This window comes from Arsenicicoccus sp. oral taxon 190 (assembly GCF_001189535.1).
GTDB lineage: Bacteria > Actinomycetota > Actinomycetes > Actinomycetales > Dermatophilaceae > Arsenicicoccus.
Genome location: NZ_CP012070.1, coordinates 988,252 through 1,009,101, shown reverse-complemented (window position 1 = coordinate 1,009,101; position 20,850 = coordinate 988,252). Strand labels below are relative to the sequence as shown.

Sequence of the window (20,850 nt, the reverse complement as noted above, 5' to 3'; positions counted from 1 at the left end):
ATGGCGCCCATGCGCGTGGATGCGAAGGGGACGACCGCCGAGGACGTCGCGCCCGGTTCGATCGTGTGGATCCGGGACGAGGAGTGGTTGGTCACCCAGGTGGGACGCAACCGCGACGGGATTCTTGCGTCCTGCCAGGGTCTCTCGGAGCTGGTCGCGGGCACGTCGGCGCAGTTCTCTGCGGCGTTCGATGACATCGAGGTCGCCGATCCCCGCGCCACCAGGGTGGTCCCCGACGACAGCCCCAACTACCGGCAGTCACGGCTTTGGTTGGAGGCGGCCCTCCGCAAGACCCCGCTGCCGGTGGATGACCCCCACCTCGCCGTCGTCGACGGGATGCTCGCGGACCCCCTCGACTACCAGCGCACCGCCGTGCGCCAGGCGCTCAACCCCGACATCCTGCGTCCTCGCATCCTGCTTGCCGACACGGTGGGCCTGGGCAAGACGCTCGAGATCGGCATGATCCTGAGCGAGCTCGTGCGTCGCGGTCGTGGTGAGCGGATCTTGATCGTCACGCCGAAGCACGTGCTCGAGCAGATGCAGCACGAGATGTGGTGCCGCTTCGCGCTGCCCTTCGTCCGTCTTGACTCGGTGGGGATCCAGCGCGTCCGCCGGCGCCTGCCGGCCACGCGCAACCCTTTCGGGCTCTACAAGCGCGCGATCATCTCGATCGACACCCTCAAGAACGACCGCTATCTCGCCCACCTGCGCAAGCACCACTGGGACGCCGTCGTGATCGACGAGTCCCACAACATCACCAACTCGTCGACGCAAAACAACCGCTTGGCCAACGTGCTTGCGCCCCAGACGGATGCGCTGATCCTGGCCAGCGCGACCCCGCACAACGGCAAGAAGGAGTCCTTTGCCGAGCTGGTCCGGCTCCTCGAGCCGACGGCGGTCACGCCCGAGGGTGACATCGACCCCGACGAGCTGCAGCGGCTCGTCATACGACGCCACCGTCACTCCCCTGAGGTCGCCACCATCGTCGGGACCGATTGGGTCGAGCGGCAGCAGCCTCACAACATCCTCGTTAATGCATCCCCCGATGAGGACGCCATCGCGGAGGAGCTCGCCGACCACTGGCTCTACGCCACGCGCGAGGGTCGGGGCGCCGGCGACTCGCTCTTTGGCTGGACGCTCGCCAAGGCCTTCCTCTCCTCTCCCGCCGCCCTTGCCGAGACCGCCAGCAATCGACTCAAGCGCGCTCAGGCAGCGGATGCCTCAGACAAAGCCTCCCTTGAGCTCTTGATCGAGCTCGCCAGCAAGGCAAGCGAGCAACGGGCGGGGAAGTATGCCGCCCTCCTCACCGAGTTCGACCGGATCGGGATTGGCGCAAGGAATCCCGAGCGAGTGGTCGTGTTCGCTGAGCGCGTGGCCACCCTCCATTGGCTAAGGGACAAGGTCATGCGGGACCGCAAGCTCACCGCAGACCAGGTGCGTGTCCTCCACGGCGGCCTCACGGACGTCGAGCAGCAGCAGATCGTCGAGGAGTTCAAGCAGGAGAGCTCCCCCATCCGCGTTCTCATCACCGGCGATGTCGCCAGTGAGGGTGTCAACCTCCACCTGCAGTGTCACGAGCTCATCCACTTCGACATCCCGTGGTCGCTCATCCGGATCGAGCAGCGCAACGGCCGCATCGATCGCTACGGCCAGCGGCACGCACCGCGCATCACCACCCTGCTGCTCAACCCGAGTCACCAGCACTTCCAAGGGGATCTGCGGGTCCTCACCTCCCTCATGCTCAAGGAGCACGAGGCTCACCAGGCGCTAGGCGACTCAGCCTCCCTGATGGGGCAGCACAGTGTGCAGGCGGAAGAAGACGAGATTCTCAAGGTCCTCCAGCACAAGAAGACGCTGGACGAAGCCGTCCAGACGCCTGAGCAGGTGCTGCGAGGGGGCGACCTCGACGCCCTCCTCGCCCAGCTCAGCACTGCTGTGGCGGAGTCAGCCCAGACGCCACTGCCCACCCCCTCCTCGCCACACTCGGCGTCCGGCCTCTATGACAGTCACGCCGACTTCCTCCGGGAGGCTGTGTCTGCCGCCTACCCCAGGCCGGCCCAGGCGCCAGGTGATCGCGGCGCCGGCGGGGTGGGGTGGGTCGAGCACCAGGCCGACCAGATCATCCAGCTGACCCCGCCAGAGGACCTGAAGGCTCGTCTGGCCGTGCTACCCCAGAGCTACCTGAGCGATCGGCAAGTCACCACCACCTTGCGCCTGGCCACGAGCGCCACGAAGGGCAAGACCGAGCTGGCACGTGCTCTCAGCGACGAGCAGTCGTCGTCCTGGCCGGCCGCGCACTTCCTCGGCCCGCTCCATCCCGTTCTGGATTGGGTCAGCGATCGTGTCCTGGCGCGTCTGGGTCGTGGCGAGATCTTTGCCGTCCGTGGCGACGGCGACTCGACCAGCGTCCTCCTGCAAGGCACCCTCACCAACAAGGCCGGCCAGACGGTGTCGGCGGTGTGGATCCAGGTCGAGTTCCCGGACCCAAGCTCGGGGTTCGCCATGGTGCAGGTGCACGATTCCGCAGCCGGGATGCTTGAGGCAGTCGGGGTCCATGGTCGTATGTCGAACCCCGGCACCATCGCCGACATCGAAGTCCTGCGGGATCGCATCCCTGCGGCCGTGGATAAGGCTGAGGCAGCGCTGGAGCAGACCTTTGCCGCCGCCGAGGCTGCCGCGGCGGCCCGAGTGGATGCGTGGGCCGGGCGGGTCCAACGCTGGGACCAAGAAGCCAGCGCCCTCATCCAACGGGGCGACATCAGACAGCGTCGCGTGAGCGTCGAGCAGGAGCGGGCGCTGGCGGATGCTCGCCGACCGGACCGCCGCTTCTTGAGACCGCTCCTCGTCGTCGTTCCCGCCGACCATCCCGTGTCCACCAGCGACGCCCTGATCGTCGGCGAGGACTGGATCAGCGAGCACTACTTCACGACCGACGCCACCAAGGAGTCCTTCCAGGCTCGCGTTCTGGATCGACGGAAGGCATGGGACGCGGCCGAGGAGGCCACCACTCGGTCGCGATTCCTCAGCCGGCGCGGCGAGCTGGAGCGGGCCCTTGTTGCGCTCAGCGGCGCCATCGACGGCGACGACAGTGGCCCGGGGGGCCACGCAGCGGTCGATGAGGATGGCGTCAGGGATGTGGCGGACTGGCTGCTCGACGTGCTCGGCTACCGCACCGGTCAGTGGCGGCTGGTCGAGGACGGTCCGCTTGTCGGGGTGTCATCGCCTGATGCCGAGCTGGTCGACGAGGTCCTTCACGCGCCGCTGGTAATCCTGAAGGGTCGTCCAGTCGCGGCGGTCGAGGAGCTCGTGGCCAAGAACGCCGGGTCCGATGGGGGTGGGACAGTCCCGGCCCGGACCCTGCTGCAGCCGTGGGAGCGGGAGGGCCAGGATCCTGTCGTGTCGGTGGCGTCCGCCTTGTCGACCTTGATGACGGAGGCGGAGGGGCCGTCATACGCGCTGGTCCTCGCGGGGAGGTGGGCTCTGGTCGCGGAGAAGGAGCGTTGGCCGGAGGGCCGGTGGCTGGCCATCGACCTGCAGCTCGTGGCCGAGCGCAATGACACCCGCAAGGGTGGCGAGATCGATCGAGCACTGACCTGCATCGATGCGCAGTCGCTGGCGCCGGACGCGGCCGGTGGCGTGTGGTGGCGCGAGACCTTGGAGTCCTCGGTCAAGCACACCGTGGGGGTGAGCAAGGACCTGCAGGAGGGCGTGCGCACGTCGATCGAGATCCTTGCCAACGAGGTCGTGAGGCGTCGGCGCGACCAGGGGCTCGACCCCTTGCCCGACGACCAGGCGAACGAGCTCGCCAAGCAGTGTCTGCGGTATCTCTACCGCATCCTCTTCCTCCTCTACGCGGAGGCGTCTCCCGAGCTGGGGGTGCTTCCGGTGGGGGCGAGCGAGTATGACGCGGGCTACGGTCTCGACCGGCTCCGGGATCTGGCGCTCACCGAGATCCACGAGGACCGTAGCCGCCGTGGCACGCACCTCTATCACTCTCTCGACACGTTGTTCCGTCTGGTCGACGAGGGGCACACGCCCGCGGGACCAGAGGGTGCGGATGACGGCCTGACCTTCAACGGGTTGAGCGCGGACCTCTTCCTGCCGGAGAAGACCTGTCACATCGACGAGGTCCGGCTCGGCAACGAGGCGCTCCTGAAGGTGCTGCGCAAGCTGCTGCTCAGCAAGGAGCAGGGCAGGCAGCAGCGAGGCTTCATCTCCTATGTCGAGCTCGGCATCAACCAGCTCGGGGCCGTCTACGAGGGCCTCATGTCTTACACCGGGTCGTTCGCCAGCGAGGACCTCTACGAGGTGGCGCGCGACGGTGATCCCAGCAAGGGCTCGTGGGTTGTCCCCATCACGCGCTCGGACCACCTGGACGGGGAGCACTTCGTGCGGCGGGCGAACGAGGACACCGGGGAGATGGAACCGGTGATGTACCGGCAGGGCGAGTTCGTCTTCCGCCTGTCGGGGCGGGACCGGCAGCGTTCCGCGTCGTACTACACCCCTGAGGTGCTCACGAAGTTCACCGTGCAGCAGGCACTCGAGGAGCTGCTGGACCAGGACGGCCGCACCACGACCGCCGAGGAGGTCCTGAGCCTGACGATCTGCGAGCCGGCGCTCGGGTCGGGAGCGTTCGCGATCGAGGCGGTGCGGCAGCTCGCCGAGCAGTACCTCACGCGCCGTCAGGCTGAGCTCGGGGAACGGATCGATCCGGAGCGCTACGCCCAGGAGCTGCAGCGGGTCAAGGCGCACATCGCGCTGCACCAGGTGTATGGCGTCGACCTCAACGCCACGGCCGTCGAGCTCGCCGAGGTGTCGCTCTGGTTGGACACGATGGTCGCGGGGCTGCAGGCGCCGTGGTTCGGTCTGCGGCTGCGGCGCGGAAACTCCCTGGTCGGGGCGCGGCGCGCGCTCTACCCGGAGCGGATGATCAAGGACAAGACCTGGCTGACCGAGCCGCCCCTGGCCGAGTCCCTCACGGGCCTGGCCGCCGCTGTCGACGGCAGTGACGAGCTCGACCTCGGCGTGTTGAGCACGCGGGTGCACCACTTCCTGCTGCCCGCCAAGGGCTGGGGCTCCGCCCTGGAGGTGCCGAAGTCGGTCAGAGACCTCATCCCCGAGGCGCAGCTCACCCGCCTCAAGACCTGGCGCAAGGGCGTCCGCGCCAGGCCCACGCCCGCGCAGCTCAAACGGGCGCAGGCGCTCGCGATCCGCGTCGAGAAGCTCTGGGGGATCGCGCTGCGGCGGCTACGGATCGCGGAGGCCGAGTCGAGCCGGGCCCTCGACCTGTGGGGTCGCCCTGTCTCCGCCGAGCGTCACGCGGTAACTCGTGCCCAGATCGAGGAGTCCCTGGCCGACCCGGATGGCGCCTATCGGCGGCTGAAGCTCGTCATGGATGCCTGGTGTGCCCTCTGGTACTGGCCGCTGACGGAGCTCGAGACCTCCCCGCCGACGTTCGGGGAGTGGCTCGATGCCTGCGAGGACATCCTGGGCCGGCACGACACCCGCACGAAGGCGCAGCACAACCAGAGCTTCACGTCGGCCAGCGACTGGGACGCGCTCAACGTGTCGGAGGAGCTCGAGCTCGGTATGGCGACCGCCCAGCCCGTCGCCGCGGTCCGCGCGCGGCATCCCTGGGTCGTGGTGTGCGAACGCGTGGCGGAGGCCCAGGCGTTCTTCCACTGGGAGCTGCAGTTCGCGACCGTCTTTGCCCGTGGTGGTTTCGACCTGCAGGTCGGGAACCCGCCTTGGGTCCGACCCCGGAGCGACGTCGAGGCGTTGCTGGCCGAGGGAGATCCATGGTGGGCTCTAGCGCACAAGCCATCCGAGGCGGCAAAGGCGGAGCGGCTTCCAGCCACGCTGCAGAGAGGCAACACCCGGCACACCGTCATCGAAGGAACTGCTGAGGTGGCGACCCTGGCGGAGGTGCTCGGTGACCAGACGATGTATCCCTCGTTGTCGGCCCAGCCAGACCTGTACCGCGCCTTTATGAGTCGAGTGTGGACCCACATGTCCCCTCGCGGTATGTCCGGACTGGTCCACTCCGAATCCCACTTCACCGATGATAAAGCCACCGTCCTACGTCGCGAGACCTACCGCCGCCTTCGAAGGCACTGGCAGTTCATCAACGAACTCGTTCTGTTCGACATCGACCACCACAATAGTTACGGCGTCAATGTCTACGGCGGGCAGCAAGATCCAGCGTTCCTGCACGCCACCAGCCTGTATCACCCTGAAACGGTGACTCGCTCTTTCGCGCACGATGCCTCGGGCGATGAGCCCGGACTCAAGGATTCAGAGGGCCGCTGGGACGTACGGCCCCACAGTGGCCGCATTCAGACGGTCACGTCCAACACGCTTCGCCTCTGGAAGGACGTGCTCGGCGCCCCCGAATGGCCGAGCGCACCCATGGTTTACACAGTGAACTCGGCCGCCGCTCGAACGCTGACCATCTTGTCCCGATCCCACCGACTGGGCAACCTGGGCCTGCAATTCTCGCGAGGTTGGGATGAATCCATCGACCGACAGCAGGGAAGATTCCGGTCTGAGTGGGGGGCGGGGGAGTGGCGGGATGCGATCCTGCAGGGTCCTCACCTCCATGTCTCGACGCCCCTGTACAAGTCGCCTAACGCGACCATGAAGCACAATCAGGACTGGGTATCCACGGACTTCGAGGCGCTTGCTGTCGATGCCAGACCGGTGACGGCCTACAAGCCTGCAGGCGACAGTGCGGTGTACGACCGCAGTTGCACGCACTGGCGCGTCACCGACGACCAGGGCAACGAGGACATCGTCGCGGCCCGCGACCACTACCGCGTCGCCTGGCGTTCCATGGCTGCAAATACAGGCGAGCGAACTCTGATTCCGGCTATTATCCCACCCGGTTCGGCACATGTAAACGGAGTCTTTTGCGTTGGTCTTCCGATGCGCCGCGCACGAGATCTTGCCATTCTGCAGGCCGCTGTTGGCTCCCTGCTTTCGGACTTCAACATTCGCGCGGCCCCCAAAAGTGGGATCTATCTCGGCAATTTCGACCGCCTGCCGCTGGTTCCACTGGACCACCCGCTGCTCGATGACCTGATCGTGCGGGCATTACGGCTGAACTGCGTCACCGAGGCCTATGCCGACCTGTGGGCGGACTGCTGGGAGGCGGGCTTCTCGTCATACGCCCCGATCCTGCCTCGGCACGACGAGAAGCCCATCGGGCCGCAATGGTCCGCGGACACGCCCCTGCGGCGCGCGGTGGACCGTCGGAATGCGCAGGTGGAAATCGACGCCCTTGTCGCGCTCATGCTGGGCGTGCCGGTTGACGACCTGTGCACGATCTACCGGACGCAGTTCGCCGTGCTGTACGGCTACGACCACCGCGAATACACCTATGACGCAAACGGCCGGCTCGTCCCCAACCAGGTGCTCGCCCTGTGGCGCAAGCGCGGCGAACCCCAGGACGGCACGCAGATGCCCGCCGAGGATCGCACCGCGGTGCACCCCGGCAGCGGCATCGCGTACACCTACGAGCTGCCCTTCGGGATCCTGGACCGCGAGGCCGACTTCCGCACGGCCTACGCCGAGTTCGAGCGTCGCCTCGCCGGGGCGGCGGCTTCGGATGTCTGAGGTAACACCCCGTGACATCGCCGAGCGCTTCAGTGTCCCTCCGCTGACGGTACGCAACCACCTGCGCAAGATGTTTCGCCCAGTCCCCGACGGCAGCCGATGGTTCCTCGATGAGGGGCAAGAAGCTGCCATCGTGGCCAGGTTGGTCAGCCTCGGCTACGTGGATGGGGAGGCTGAGGGGCCGGGCATCACCTCACCGGTTGCTCGCCCGTGGACGCCTCCGGCTGTGTCGGATGTGGTCTACGAGCTTCCAAAGGGGGACGAGGGCGCCCGGGTCGTCACCCGCGACGAGTTCGCCCTTCAAAGGGCCTTCGCCGACTGGCTGACGTTGGGCGGGACACCTCCCGCGCTCCTCCCACTGTCTTCGTCGGACGGCGTGGTGCACCCGGACCTGTTCGTGCCCGATCGCGGCTGGATCGTCGAAGCTAAGCGCTCCACCGATCGTGAATATGTCCGGATGGCCATCGGCCAGGTCCTCGACTACTGCCATCTCGCCACGTCGGCGGGCCTGCCCGCGACGCCGGTCATCCTCCTGCCGTCCCGGCCCCCTGTTGACCTGACGGCGCTGGTGGGAGCCCTGGGGATCACGATCATCTACCGGGACTCGACCGGCTTCGCGGTGGTCCGCCCACTCGATGCGGCAACAGGGTGACGATTGCAGACGATGTAAAACTTTGCGCTCTATGAGACTGCTACCGCTGAGCGCAAAGTGTTTGTAAACTGGTCCAATGGATGCTGAGGCGGTACGCGCCCTTGCGGCAGCGGGCGAACTCTGGGACGTGGAGTTCAAGCAGGATGGGCGCGATCGTCTCAACGATCGCCAGCTGGTCGAGGCGGTGGTCTGCATGGCCAACGGGCCTGGTGGGACGGTGCTGGTGGGTGTGGACGACGGTGGTCACATCGTGGGAGCCCAGCCGCGCCACGGGGACATCACCGACCCCGCTCGTGTTGAGGCGCTCATCCTCAACAAGACAGACCCGCACCTCGCCGTTCGTGCGGAGGTGGTCGAGGTCGACGGCAACGATGTGCTCGTCGTCCAGGTGCCGCGCGGTCCACATGGGCCGGTGGGGACAACGGATGGTGTCTTCAAGCGACGGTCGCTGAGGTATGACGGCAAGCCGGAATGCGTCGCCTATCGGCCGAGCGAGATGTTGAGCGCCGGCCTGTCCCTCGCGGGGGTCGACTACGGCGGCGTCCCAGCTCGGGGTGCGACGCTGGCAGATCTTGATCCTGGGGAGCTCGAGCGATTCCGACGTCTCTGTGACCGGGGCAGCGGTGACTCCTCGCTGAGCACGCTCGATGACACGAGTCTGCTGCGGGCTTTGCGGCTCCTTGCGGAGGAGGACGGGCAGGCCACGCCCACTCTTGCTGCGGTTCTCCTCTTCGGCAGGGAGGCCAGCCTTGCACGCTGGGCCGGATCAGCGGAGTGCCTATTCCAAGACGTTCGCGAGGGCCCGACTATGGCCAACGAAACCCTGCGACTGCCCCTGCTCCGCCTCATGACAGAGCTTGAGGAGCGGATCCGGATTCGGAACAGCGAGACCGAACTCATGGTCGGGCTCCAGCGGGTCGACATTCCTCTGGTCTCGACGTCGACCGTTCGCGAGGCGCTAGCCAATGCACTGGTCCACCGTGACTACACCGAACTCGGCCCGGTCACCGTCCAGTTCGCGGACGACTACCTCAGCGTCACGTCACCCGGCGGCCTCGTGCCCGGCGTGACCATCGACAACATCCTTGAGCAGAGCCGTCCGCGCAGCGTTGTGCTTGCTGACGCCTTCAAGCGTGCAGGCCTGGTTGACCGCAAGGGAAAGGGCGTCAACGACATGTTTGCCAGCCAGCTCCGTGCTGGTCGGGATGCTCCCGACTACTCACGCTCAACGGCGCGGTCCGTGTCCTTGCTGATCCCTATTGGCCGAGCCGACCTGGACCTCGTGCGCTTCATCCTGACCTACGAGCACGATGCCCAGCGACCGCTGCGTATGGATGACCTCCGGGTGGTCCACCAGATCCGGGTTGTCGGGCCCTCGTCCTCGCGGGAGCTGGCTGAAGACCTCAACCTTGTGGACTCCGCGGTACGCGGCACGTGTACCCGTCTGATCGAGCTTGGCCTGCTGGATGTCACGGGCGCGGGCCGCAACCGGCGCTATACACTGTCCTCGCAGTTCTACGCACTGGCCGAGGACCGGAATGCCTACGTGCGGGTCAGAGGAATGCAGCCGGTCCAGCAGGAACAAATGATCCTCGAGTACGTCCGTCGCTTCGGCTCCATCACCCGCAGCCAGGCGGGCTCGCTCTGTCAAATCGAGCCGACGCAAGCTAGTCGAATGTTGAGGGGGATGACCTCCCGTAGCCTCCTGGCAATGGAAGGGCACAAGAGGTCGGCCCGCTATGTGCTTCCAGAGTAATGACTATCAGAACGCGAAGACCTTGAGGCATCGTTCCACCAACTGCTCTGTTCGCTGGTCGATCTGGGTCACGTTCCACGAATCCTTCATGGCCAGTTCCCTGTTCAAGTTGAGGCCGTTGCGATAGCCCACAGCGTTCCCTCTTTGATCGATACGGTCCCGTTTTTCAATGAACGACTTGTTTCCCAGCGATGAGTTGTAGCCTGTCAGAGTAAGGTTCCCCAGCCTATGAACCTGCGATTCGAGGGCCGATGCGGCGGCTTCCGGGCCACCCATCATGTCTTGCCACGCGCGGGGGATGTTTGAGCCCTGAGGAAAGATGTGCTCGATGGTCCACACGTAGTACTGCTTGTTCGCCGACCCTGCGCGCCGCCACAGGTCCGTCCGTGTCTCCTTCGTCATCCCCTGCTCCGCGAGGGTGGCAATGATGAAGCGGCACATGGCCGCGTTGTCCTCGTAGATCGGCCGGCTCAGCGCCGCGCGGAATGACTCGTCCGTGCTGGAGTGTGCGAGCAGTGACTCTCTGACGTGATGCACCACCTCCTCGCCCTGGAGGTCTGCCAATTCATGCACGATGGTCTTGAACATCCTCGGGAGCTCGTAGGTGGCCGGGAGGGACGTCAGGTTGCGTCGAACGAAGAAGTTCGTGACAAGGTCCGCGACTTGTACCACGTGATCGTCAGTCAGGCCCAACTGCTGCTGTCGCACGAGCAGATACAGCAAGAGCGCGTTGCCAGGCGCGCCCTGCGCCCGCTGGAGTCGGGTGGTGGCCTCGTCGAGAGCTTCATTCTCCCCGTCCAGATTGACGGTGTCGATGATCCGGCCGTATTGGTGGGCTGCGGCGCTGACGTCGCGCAGGAAGTCGTCCACTCCCTGATCGAGGTACTTTTCGTACAGCCTGATCAGATTGGACTTGGTGGCGATGGGGGTGGCGGCGGCCTCACCGGAGAGCGGCTCGAAAACGTTGTAGTAGTAGCGTAGGAAGCGTTCCTGCTCATTGGGGTTGTCGCCCAGGTTGGTCAGGATGTTGCGCCACTGCTCGTAGGCCTCATCGATTCGTGCCGATCCGAGGCGGTCGGCGCGCATCAAGAGGCTGTTCTTAATGAGGTCGATCGGGGAGAGCGGCATTCCCCGGTTGTTGAGGCTCTCGAACAGGGTGTATGCGCTGGCGTGGTCCTTGACCTCGAGCTTCACGACGATTGAGTTGCTGACCCGGTCGACCAGATCGAACACGTGCTCCAGTCGTGCGCCCGGGGTCATGCCTTCGAGTTCACCACGAAGCTCGTCCTGGAAGAACCTGAAGGCCTTGGCGATGCGTCGAACTCCCCACCAGGATGGCTGTGACAGCGACTCGTCCTTCAGGAGTCCCAGATTCTTCAGCAGCCAGCGGAAGTCATCGTCGTTGTTGCCCTGCTTTTGGAGCCGCAGGCGTGGCCTCCCATCTGCGACGAGACGTAGTTTCAGGTTAAGCAGTATCGTCATCCGGTCGTCGTCGTCCTCAAACTCCGCCCGGCGATCTCTCAGCTCCACGAAGAGTGCAGCCAGCAGGAGTGAGAGCGTGGTCAGTCTCTGCTGCCCATCAATGAGCTCGAGAACGATCTCCTTGGTCACATCACGCGTTGCGTTCATGCAGATGATCGTCCCCAGGAAGTGCCCGTGCCCCGGGTCTTCCTCCTGGATGTCTCGGATCAGGTCTTCCCACTGGTATTTCATCCACGAGTATTCGCGTTGATACTTCGGGATGACGTAGACAAGCTTCTTGGTGTCCGCGCTCAACAGCTCGTGCACCGGCGTGGGGCTGGCTGAATTGATGATCTCACTCAAGGCAGTCTCCGGGTCCTGGCCGGGGAGGCGCCCTGGCCGCACCCCACGCACGATAGCGGCACGCGGGGGTAGCGACGTCAGACACGCGTTAGATCTGGAGCAGTCGGGCTGATATGCCCCGGTTTTGGGTTATGTGAATGCGGTGCTGCGGGTGGAGTTGCAGCAGAGCCCCGGTCCCCGGCCTAGAGTGGCGCTGCCGATAGGCGTTGGCAGGAGCTAGCGCACCGATTGCGAGGACGCATCACCATGACCGAGCTGTTGCCCAGCCTGCAGTCCGATCAGGTCCGTCGTGGCCTGGTGGACTACCTCACGACGACCTTCGCCTTGGCCGATGCCGAGCCGAGGAGGGCGCTCGCGGAGTTCCTGGAGGACGCGACGGACGGGATCTTCAAGGGACCCTACGTACGGCTGCGGCTGCCCTTCGCGGAGGCGGCGCCCACCTGGGGCCAGTGCCTCGATTGGAAGCCCCCGTTCCCGCCGTACCGGCACCAGGCTGAAGCCTATCGACGACTGACGAGCAAAGACCTCGGTGCCGAGAAGCCACGTCCGCTCCCGACGATCGTCACAACCGGCACGGGGTCCGGCAAGACGGAGGCCTTCCTGCATCCGATCCTCGACCACGTGCGCAGAGCCCGTGAACGGGGCGAGGCCGGCATGAAGGCCCTGATCCTGTATCCGATGAACGCCCTCGCTGACGACCAGGCGGGGCGCCTCACTCAACTGTTGACCAACGATCCTGCGCTGTCGAGGGTCACCGCCGGTCTGTACACCGGTGATGCGCGTGAGGGGCAGGCCGGCGAGGGCCGCACGCGGGTCACGCCAGAGGGGCTGATCACCAATCGCTCGATTCTGCGAGACGATCCGCCGGACATTCTGCTGACCAACTACAAGATGCTCGACCAGCTGCTGCTGCGTCCCTCGGACCAACCGCTCTGGGCCAAGAGTGCCCTGTCCCTCACCTATCTGGTCCTGGACGAGTTCCACACGTATGACGGTGCTCAGGGCACGGACGTGGCGATGCTGTTGCGCCGGTTGGGGCTCGCGCTCAGGGACCAGGTGCCGGCGGATCACCCCGAGCGGGCGTCGTTCGACGCCCGTCCCCTAGGCCGACTCACTCCCGTGGCGACGTCGGCCACCTTGGGGGACCGTGGTGATCCTGAGCGAATGCTGTCGTTCGCCCAGCAGGTGTTTGGCGAGGCATTTCCGGACGACTCGGTGATCACCGAGACGCGCGTCGACGTGGACGCACTAACCGAGGCAACGCGCGAGGCGCTGGGTGACAAGGCGATCCGACGGCTCTCCGGCCTCGTGACTGGCGCAGTCCGCGACCTAGCGGAGACCGGTCTCCAGCACCGCGACGACGGGGACTCTTTGGTCGCCACCGTCATCGACGCGCTGTATGACCGTGCGGCCCTCCCCAGGGATCTCGCTGATGCCCAGCTCCTTGCCGCCCACCCCGACGTGCGAGCGATGGTCGAGGCGGCGGGGGATGCCATCCCGCTGGATGACCTCCGCGACGAGCTGCTGCCGCGAACCGCTGTGGCAGACGATCCATCAGCCGCTCGGGGCGCGATCGAGGCCATCCTCGCGGCCCTCAGCCACGTGCGGCTCGGCCATCGCGACTCCGTGTCGGTGGAGGTGACGATGTGGGTGCGAGAGGTGACGCGCGTGGACCGGCTGGTGTCGTCGCAGCCGAGCTTTCGGTGGGGTGACGACGGGCAGCTCGATCCAGCTGCGGAGCTGGCGGGACGTGCGCTGCCGGCCATCTATTGCCGGGCCTGTGGTCGCTCGGGCTGGGGCGCGACACTTGCATCTACCGGCCGTGACCTCGCGGATCGCGACGAGAGCGTCCGCCGCGACCACCTGCTGCATCGGGGTCGCTTCCGGGCCCTGCTGCACGCGCCCGGTGAAGCCTCCTTGCACCTGACCTCCAACGGGGGCGGGGCCGTTGCCTCAGATCGCCGTACGCCCAACCTGCGTTGGCTGCACATGGGTCAGCGGACCGTCCTGGCGCGACGCCCAGCAGATGACGATCCCGACCTCCTTGAGGGTCATGTCCTGCCCGTCCTCATGCTCGATGGTGAGACAGAAGACGTCGAGAAGCGTGCTCAGAACGACGAGTGCCCATCGTGCGGCAAGAGCGACTCGATCCGCTTCCTGGGCAGCGCGATCGCCACGCTCTTGTCCGTGAGCCTGTCGACGCTCTTTGGCGATCGCCACCTCGACCCGCGGGAGAAGCGCGCCCTCGTCTTCACTGACTCCGTGCAGGACGCCGCCCACCGAGCCGGATTCGTGGACCACCGCTCGCACGCCATGTCGCTCCGTGCGGCCCTACGCGAAGCGTTGACGGAGCCGACCGCGCTAGACGTGTGGGTGGACGAGGTGCTGAGACGAGCCGAGGGTGACGCCTTTGCCCGCTATCGGCTGGTGCCAGCCGCCGTCAGCGAGCACGAGCGCTTCGCGCCGTACTGGCGAGCCGACACGTGGAGTCGCGTGCCGACGCGATCCCGCACGGCCGTGCGTCGCCGACTTCTCTTCGACGCGGCGCTGGAGGTGGGCCTGCAGTCCACCTACGGCCGCACCCTGGAGGCGACGGGCTCGGTCGGAGTCCATGTGTCTGCAGGGCCCACCTCTGCTTTGGTCGCGGTGGCTCGAAGGGCGTTGGCTGCCGACGACATCGACGTCCTGCCCGGCGAACTTTCCGACATCACAGAGCAGCAGCTAGCGAGATGGGTCCGAGGCAGCGTCGAGCACCTGCGTCGTGACGGCGCCATTGACCACGAATGGCTCAAGAAGTACGTCAGCGATGACGGAAACCGCGTCTGGATCTGGGGAAAGCGGCGCCGAGATGAGGGTGCCCCCTCCTTCCCGCGCGGGCGCAGCGCCCCTGCGTATGCCGTGACTGGCGGGCCGGCCAACGACCGCAGCGCCTTCGTCCGCGTGACGTCACCCCTGAGCTGGTATGCCCGCTGGGCGCAGAAGTGCCTCGGTATCAACGCGGCTCATGGCGCGGCGGTGGCTGCGCGGCTTCTCGCCGCCCTGGCGCAGCGAGACGTGCTGACGCAAACCACGACGGACAAGGGCGGGAAGGCGTACGGCATACCGCCGGCAAACGTCGTGATCACCCCCCTGAGCGACTCCACGATCGCCACCCAAACCACCCTCCTCGTCTGCGACACCTGCCGGTCTCCGCTGCCTGTCTCCCCGGCGATCGCCGAGGAGCTCCTGGACGGTCCCTGCCCCTCTGTCGAGTGTGTGGGGGCGCTGCGTGCGGGCCACCGTGAGGCCGACTCGTTCTATCGCCGGCTCTTCGAGACGACGGACATGCGTCGAGTCGATGCTCGCGAGCACACCAGCTTGCTGCTCCCCGCGGAACGCCGCGAGATCGAAGCGGGATTCAAGAGGTCGGATCAGCGGCCAGGCGACCCCAACGTGCTGGTGGCAACGCCAACGCTGGAGATGGGCATCGATATCGGTGGCCTGACGACCGTGATGCTCTCATCTCTGCCCGACTCTGTCGCAAAGTACCTGCAGCGCGTGGGCCGCGCCGGTCGCCTCACGGGCAGCTCGCTGGCCCTCGCCTACGTCACGGGCCGGGGTGAGCAGCTCCCCCGACTCGGCGACCCCACGTCGATGATTAACGGGGAGGTCCGGCCACCGGCGACCTATCTCGACGCGGAGGAGATCCTGCGGCGACAGTTCCTCGCGTCCGTCATCGACGGCATGGTGCGGGACGGCTACGAGCGCGTTCCGCGCCGGTCCGGTGACGTCTTGGCCTCCGCCGACCCGGGCACCCTGCTCGGCGACGTCATCGAGCGGGTCCGCGTGCGGGGCGAGCATCTGCTCGACCGATTCGTCGGGACGTTTGACGACCCCAAGACCGCGGGATTGCTGGCGCTGCGTCGGTGGGCTCTGCCCGACCAGGGCGATGACATGCCTGCTGTCGACCCTGCTGTGGAGCAGCAGCTTCCCCAGAAGGTCCGTGGCGTCGACACGCTGGAGGCGACGATCTATCGGGCGGTCCAGGAGCACACCCGTGAGGTGGAGGAGATCAGACGCCAGCGGCGCGAGATCGAGGATGCCCTCCCTGAGCTGCGTGAGGCGGCTGAGCGAACCGCTGCCACCGAGGATGACAGGGCGGCTTTGCGGTCCGCGAAGGGTGCCATCCACCTGCTGAGGCGAGTGCTCAGGGAGCTGACCGAGGAGCCGTGGATCACCGGCCTCGAGATCAGGGGCCTGCTTCCCAACTACTCCCTGCTTGACGACTCCGTCGAGCTGGATGCCCAGGTCTCATGGATGAACCCCGAGACCCAGCAGTACGACACCGATCCCCTGGTCATCGACCGTGGGTCGGCCCGCGCACTGACGGAACTCGCCCCAGGTGCCTACTTCTATGCCCGAGGGCTAGAGATGCGGGTCGATGGCGTCGAGATTGGGCGCGACGACGCAGAGGTGCGGCTGCATGCCGCCTGCGACTCGTGTGGCTACGTGTGCGACCTCGGCCCAGGTGGAGCCAAGGAGGCGCCCCGCGCCTGCCCTCGATGCGGGAGCACGGGCATCGCCGACATGGGCCAACGCTTTGAGGCCGTCCGGCTGAAGCGGGTGTTCTCCGACATACGGCGGGACGACGCACGCATCGGTGACGACTCCGACGAGCGCCGCCGCACGCCCTTTGAGATCGTCACCGCCGTTGACTTCGACCCGGCGCTCTCCGAGGGGCGATGGTCGGTTGAACGCGTCGGTCTAGGAGTGGCCCACTACCGGCGGCTCCCGGTGCGGTGGTGGAACCTCGGCCGGGTGACCGGCGCCCCCACGATCAACCGGCTTGCCGGTCGTGACGTCACTGCGCAGAGGTTCCGCATCTGCGAGGCCTGCGGGAAGCTCGACAAGGATGCCGGGTCGAGCTCACCGTCTGAGCACCGGGCGTGGTGCCGCCACCGAAACGACCCCAAGGAGCACACGCGGTTGCTTGCTCTCGGGCGGGAGCTCGTGACGCAAGGGGTAGCGATCAGCCTCCCGCTCGTGGTGACCGACGGGCTCTACAGTCTCCCCGGCCTGTCTGCCGCCCTGCTGCTTGGCCTGCACAAGACCATGGGTGGCGCCCCTAACCACTTGCGCGTGGAGATCGTGCCCCATCCGGTCGGCGACGGTGGTCAGGTGCTGGAGTCGCTCTTTCTCCATGACACCGTCCCGGGAGGCACGGGCTATCTCACCGACCTCGCCTCGCCAGATCGCCTGTGGGGCATCCTCGTGCGGTCAGCCCAGGTCCTGGAGAAGTGCCCGTGCCAGGACGAAGCGCGCGCCAGCTGCTATAGGTGTCTGCTGCCCTTCGTGCGCCACGCAGATCAGGCTCACCGCGTCGAGGCGTTGCGCGCTCTGAAGTACCTGCTCCAGGTGGACCAGGACGAGTCGGTGGCTGAGCTCGATCCCGATCAGCCCCGATGGTCGATCACGCACGGAACGGCTGGGTGGGTGTCTCCCGAGTCACCGCTCGAGCAAAAGCTCCGCCTAGCCCTGAAGGACCGACTGGGCGGGGTCGCCGCTGTGCGAGAGCGGCCCGGGTCGCGCGGCACTGAGCTGATCGTCACCGGAGCCAACAACCGGACCTGGACACTGGCGCCTCAGGTGGACGTCGCGGGCACTCGACCCGACTTCGTGCTCAGCACCCCCGGAGTCGCCCCCATCGCGATCTATGCCGATGGCCGTGCGTTCCATGCGACGCAGGCACACAACGCCATTGCCGACGATGCTCGGAAGCGAGAGGCGTTGCGGGCCAGCGGATATCAAGTCATTGCCGTGACCGCGGCGGACCTGGATCAGGCCTCGCCTCCCGGTTGGCTCAACGAGGTGCTCATTGGTCAGATGATGGCTCTCCCCGCAGGAGTGTTAGGTGCGGGAGTGTCCCGCGCCGCCGCAGCGGAGCACAAGGGTGGGCCACTGGCGCTTCTGGCGGGGGTCATCCAGTCGCCCGAGGACAGCGCTCGGCTGCGGTTGGCAAACGCTGCACCCCTCCTGCTGGGGCTCTACACGGGGCGCGGTGGACGGTCGAGCATCGCCCCGGACGAGAGCCTTGTCGGCGTCGCCCTCGGCATGATTGCAGCAGCCCACGTCGAGTCCGGGGCTGGCGACGATCTCTTGACCTATCGCATCCCGCACCTGGCGTTCGCGGCCAGGCTGCGCGGCAACCAGCCCGTCGAGATGGCGCTCGTCGTGGACGACACCGACGAAGCTGTCGGCAACGCGGACCACGAGGAGGCGTGGCGTGAATGGCTGCGGCTGTCCAACCTGCTTGGCCAGTCAGACGTTCCCTGCACCATCACGTCTCGAAGCGACCTGGAGTCTCGCGTCGACGTGCGCGACCGGGCCGAGCGCAGTCGGGGAGTGTGGGAGGGCACGGACCTTGAGGGTCTCGACGACGACATCGTGCAGCTCGCCCGCGAGCTGTCCGCCGCTGACGCACCCCCTGCCTCGGTCGGCGAAGAGCTCGACGGTGGTGTGGCTGCAGAGCTGTCCTGGCCCGCACCCAAGGTGGCCGTGGTGTATGCCGAGATGCCCGACGACGACGTCGCCGTGCTGCGCGCTGCAGGATGGGTGGTGCATCGTGCGCAGGACGACGTGAAGGCACTCGCCGACGAGGTACGGGAGTCCCTGAGCAGCCGAGACAAGGAGTAGGGCATGCCCACGCTGATCTGGAGCAAGGTCAAGGACGGGCTGGACCCCTCCATGAAGAAGAAGGCCTACGCCTTCTTTGAGAAGCTGCAGGAGGACGACACCCGGCCCGGACTGCACATCGAGCCCATCAAGGGCAGCGTCGACGAGAGGGTCCGGACTGGCCGCGTCGATGACAACTTCCGGTGTGTGCTGTTCAAGATCACCTCGGGCGACGATTCGTTCTATGTGATCCATGGCGTGTGGCCGCACGACAAGGCGAATGCCATCGCCGAAACTGTCCGCCTGTCGATGAACCCCATCAATGGCGTCCCCGAGGTCGAGCGCGTCGTTGACGCCTACCGTGATGCGGCGACGGGGAACGCGGATCCTGCGGTGACGGCGGCGCCGGACACCGTGTCGCGGAAGGCCGTGCCTGTTGACGCCGCTATTGAGGATTTGGCGGTGTCCTCGGAGCCGAGTGGGCACGACGTCATATCGGGTCAGCCTCCCCAGGAGGCCGCCCCCAGCTGGCCGGCAGGACTGACCCCCGAGTTGCTCCACGCAGAGCTGGGCATCGAGGCCGGGTTGGCGGAGTCCGCACTTGCGGCGCCCACGGAGGCTGCTCTCACGGACGTCATTTCGCAGGCGCGCGTGGAGTGGCATGGTGACGCGTTGCTCGAACTTGCCACCGGGGCGGCCGTGGAGGATGTCCGAGCGACCTTCAAGCTCGACATCCCCGTCGACCTCGGCCAGGGCGCCGAGGAGGAGCAGCTGCTCAAGAGCCTGGAGCACCCGGCCGCCCAGGCGACGTTCCATTGGGTCAAGGACGACGCCGACCTGCGACAGATCATCGAAGCTGGGGACTTCGGCGCCTGGCGCCTTTTCTTGCACCCAGAGCAGCGCAAGTATGTCGACGCGGACTACAAGGGGGCTTTCCGGCTGTCCGGGGGTGCAGGAACCGGCAAGACCGTCGTGGCGGTGCATCGCGCGCATCGGTTGGCGGCCAACAACCCGCAGGCCCGAGTCCTGCTGACGACATACACCCGGAACCTTGCTGATGACCTGGCGGCAAGCTTGTTGCGCCTGGACGACCAGCTCAAGCTGCAATCCCACCTGCGAGAGCCCGGCATCGTCGTGAAGGGAATCGATGCGGTCGCGTGGGCCGTCGTGCAGCGCGCGGAGGTCTCCATCGAGCCCGCTGTCGCGGAGGTGCTGGGTGAGGGGCGCACGTCCGTCTTGGGGAGCAGCAGACCTGGCCTGTGGGATGAAGCCCTTGCCGAGGCGGGCTCTGGCCTGCCTCCCGAGCTGGCGACCGAGACTTTCCTCGAGACCGAATACGCGCTCGTCATCCTCCCAAACAGCATCACGAGCGAGACGGAGTATGTGCGTGTGCGGCGGGCGGGGCGTGGCGTGGCCCTAGACCGTGCGAAGCGGAAAGCCGTGTGGGGGGTCGTTGAGTGGTATCGCTCCAAGGCCCGGGCGGACGGCACGACCGACTTCGACGAGAAGGCTGCCATCGCCTGTGCATGGCTGGAGCAGAACGGACCAATCTTTGACCACGTGCTCGTGGATGAGGCTCAGGACCTGACGCCATCGCGGCTGCGTCTGTTGCGTGCGCTCGTCGCCGACGGGCGGAACGATCTCTTCATCTGCGAGGACTCGCACCAGCGCATCTATGGGCAGAAGGTGACGCTCTCGCACGTCGGGATCAACATCCGTGGCCGCTCTCGCCGGCTGACGCTGAACTATCGGACGACGGCGCAGAACCTCCGATGGGCGATGGGGATCCTCTCTGCAGGCGCGTTCACCGATATGGAGGGCGAGGACGAGGCGCACGGCTATCGATCGGCGCGCTCGGGACCCGTGCCCCACCTCATCGAAGCTCCGTCGATGGCGGGTGAGCTGGACATTGCCGCTGAGCTGATTCAGTCCTGGCTGCCGGGGTCCCAGCCCATGGCGGAGGGACGAGCGCCGGCACCCGAAGCGATCGCAGTGCTCGTGCCAGATAGGTGGGTCCGCAGCAACGTCGTCAACGGCCTGGCCGAGCGCGGCCTGGATGCGCGCTCGGTGGAGCAGGAGAACGTCAAGCCCGGCAAGCCCTTGGTGATGACCATGCATCGGGCCAAGGGCCTTGAGTTCACCCATGTGTTGCTCTTTGGCGTGCACGAGGGGGCCGTTCCTCGGGTCGTCAAGGACTATGAGGTGAGCGAGCAGGACAAGGCTGACGCGCTCCTGCGGCAGCGATCCCTCGTCTACGTTGCGGCGACGCGGGCCCGAGACGTCCTTGCTGTGACGTGGTCCGGGGCTCGCTCACCCTTCATAGGCTGACTCGCGTCCGTCTGCTCACGCGCCC

The 20,850-nt window shown here is 66.5% G+C and carries 6 protein-coding genes; 5 read left to right on the top strand and 1 reads right to left on the bottom strand.

What is annotated here, in order from left to right; genetic code table 11:
- Nucleotides 1-9 precede the first annotated feature (9 nt).
- The 3 genes from ADJ73_RS17475 to ADJ73_RS04720 all read left to right on the top strand — a co-directional run bounded on the left by ADJ73_RS17475 (nucleotide 10) and on the right by ADJ73_RS04720 (nucleotide 10,022).
- A complete protein-coding gene (locus tag ADJ73_RS17475) occupies nucleotides 10-7,614 on the top strand; it encodes a helicase-related protein (RefSeq protein WP_082177114.1) in 7,605 nt (2,534 codons plus the stop codon).
- Complete coding sequence (locus ADJ73_RS04725) at nucleotides 7,607-8,266, top strand: hypothetical protein (protein ID WP_019284492.1); 660 nt, start codon at nucleotides 7,607-7,609, stop codon at nucleotides 8,264-8,266. Before ADJ73_RS17475 ends, ADJ73_RS04725 begins: the two co-directional genes overlap by 8 nt.
- 76 nt (nucleotides 8,267-8,342) lie before the next feature.
- A complete protein-coding gene (locus ADJ73_RS04720) occupies nucleotides 8,343-10,022 on the top strand; it encodes a DNA glycosylase AlkZ-like family protein (protein WP_050347319.1) in 1,680 nt (559 codons plus the stop codon).
- Nucleotides 10,023-10,028: 6 nt separating this feature from the next.
- Here the strand turns inward: ADJ73_RS04720 and ADJ73_RS04715 are convergent, their stop codons facing one another.
- Nucleotides 10,029-11,846 (bottom strand): DUF262 domain-containing protein, encoded by a 1,818-nt coding sequence (locus ADJ73_RS04715; RefSeq protein ID WP_156188117.1) that lies wholly within the window; start codon nucleotides 11,844-11,846, stop codon nucleotides 10,029-10,031.
- 246 nt (nucleotides 11,847-12,092) lie between these two features.
- Here ADJ73_RS04715 and ADJ73_RS04710 point away from each other — a divergent pair, with 246 nt between their 5' ends.
- Both ADJ73_RS04710 and ADJ73_RS04705 read left to right on the top strand, forming a co-directional pair.
- Entirely contained in the window at nucleotides 12,093-18,518 is a 6,426-nt protein-coding gene (locus ADJ73_RS04710; RefSeq protein WP_050347317.1) for a DEAD/DEAH box helicase, read from the top strand.
- A gap of 3 nt (nucleotides 18,519-18,521) precedes the next feature.
- Nucleotides 18,522-20,825 carry a UvrD-helicase domain-containing protein gene (locus tag ADJ73_RS04705; protein ID WP_019284484.1) on the top strand — a complete coding sequence of 768 codons (2,304 nt, stop codon included), beginning with the start codon at nucleotides 18,522-18,524 and terminating at the stop codon, nucleotides 20,823-20,825.
- The last annotated feature ends 25 nt before the right edge of the window (nucleotides 20,826-20,850 follow it).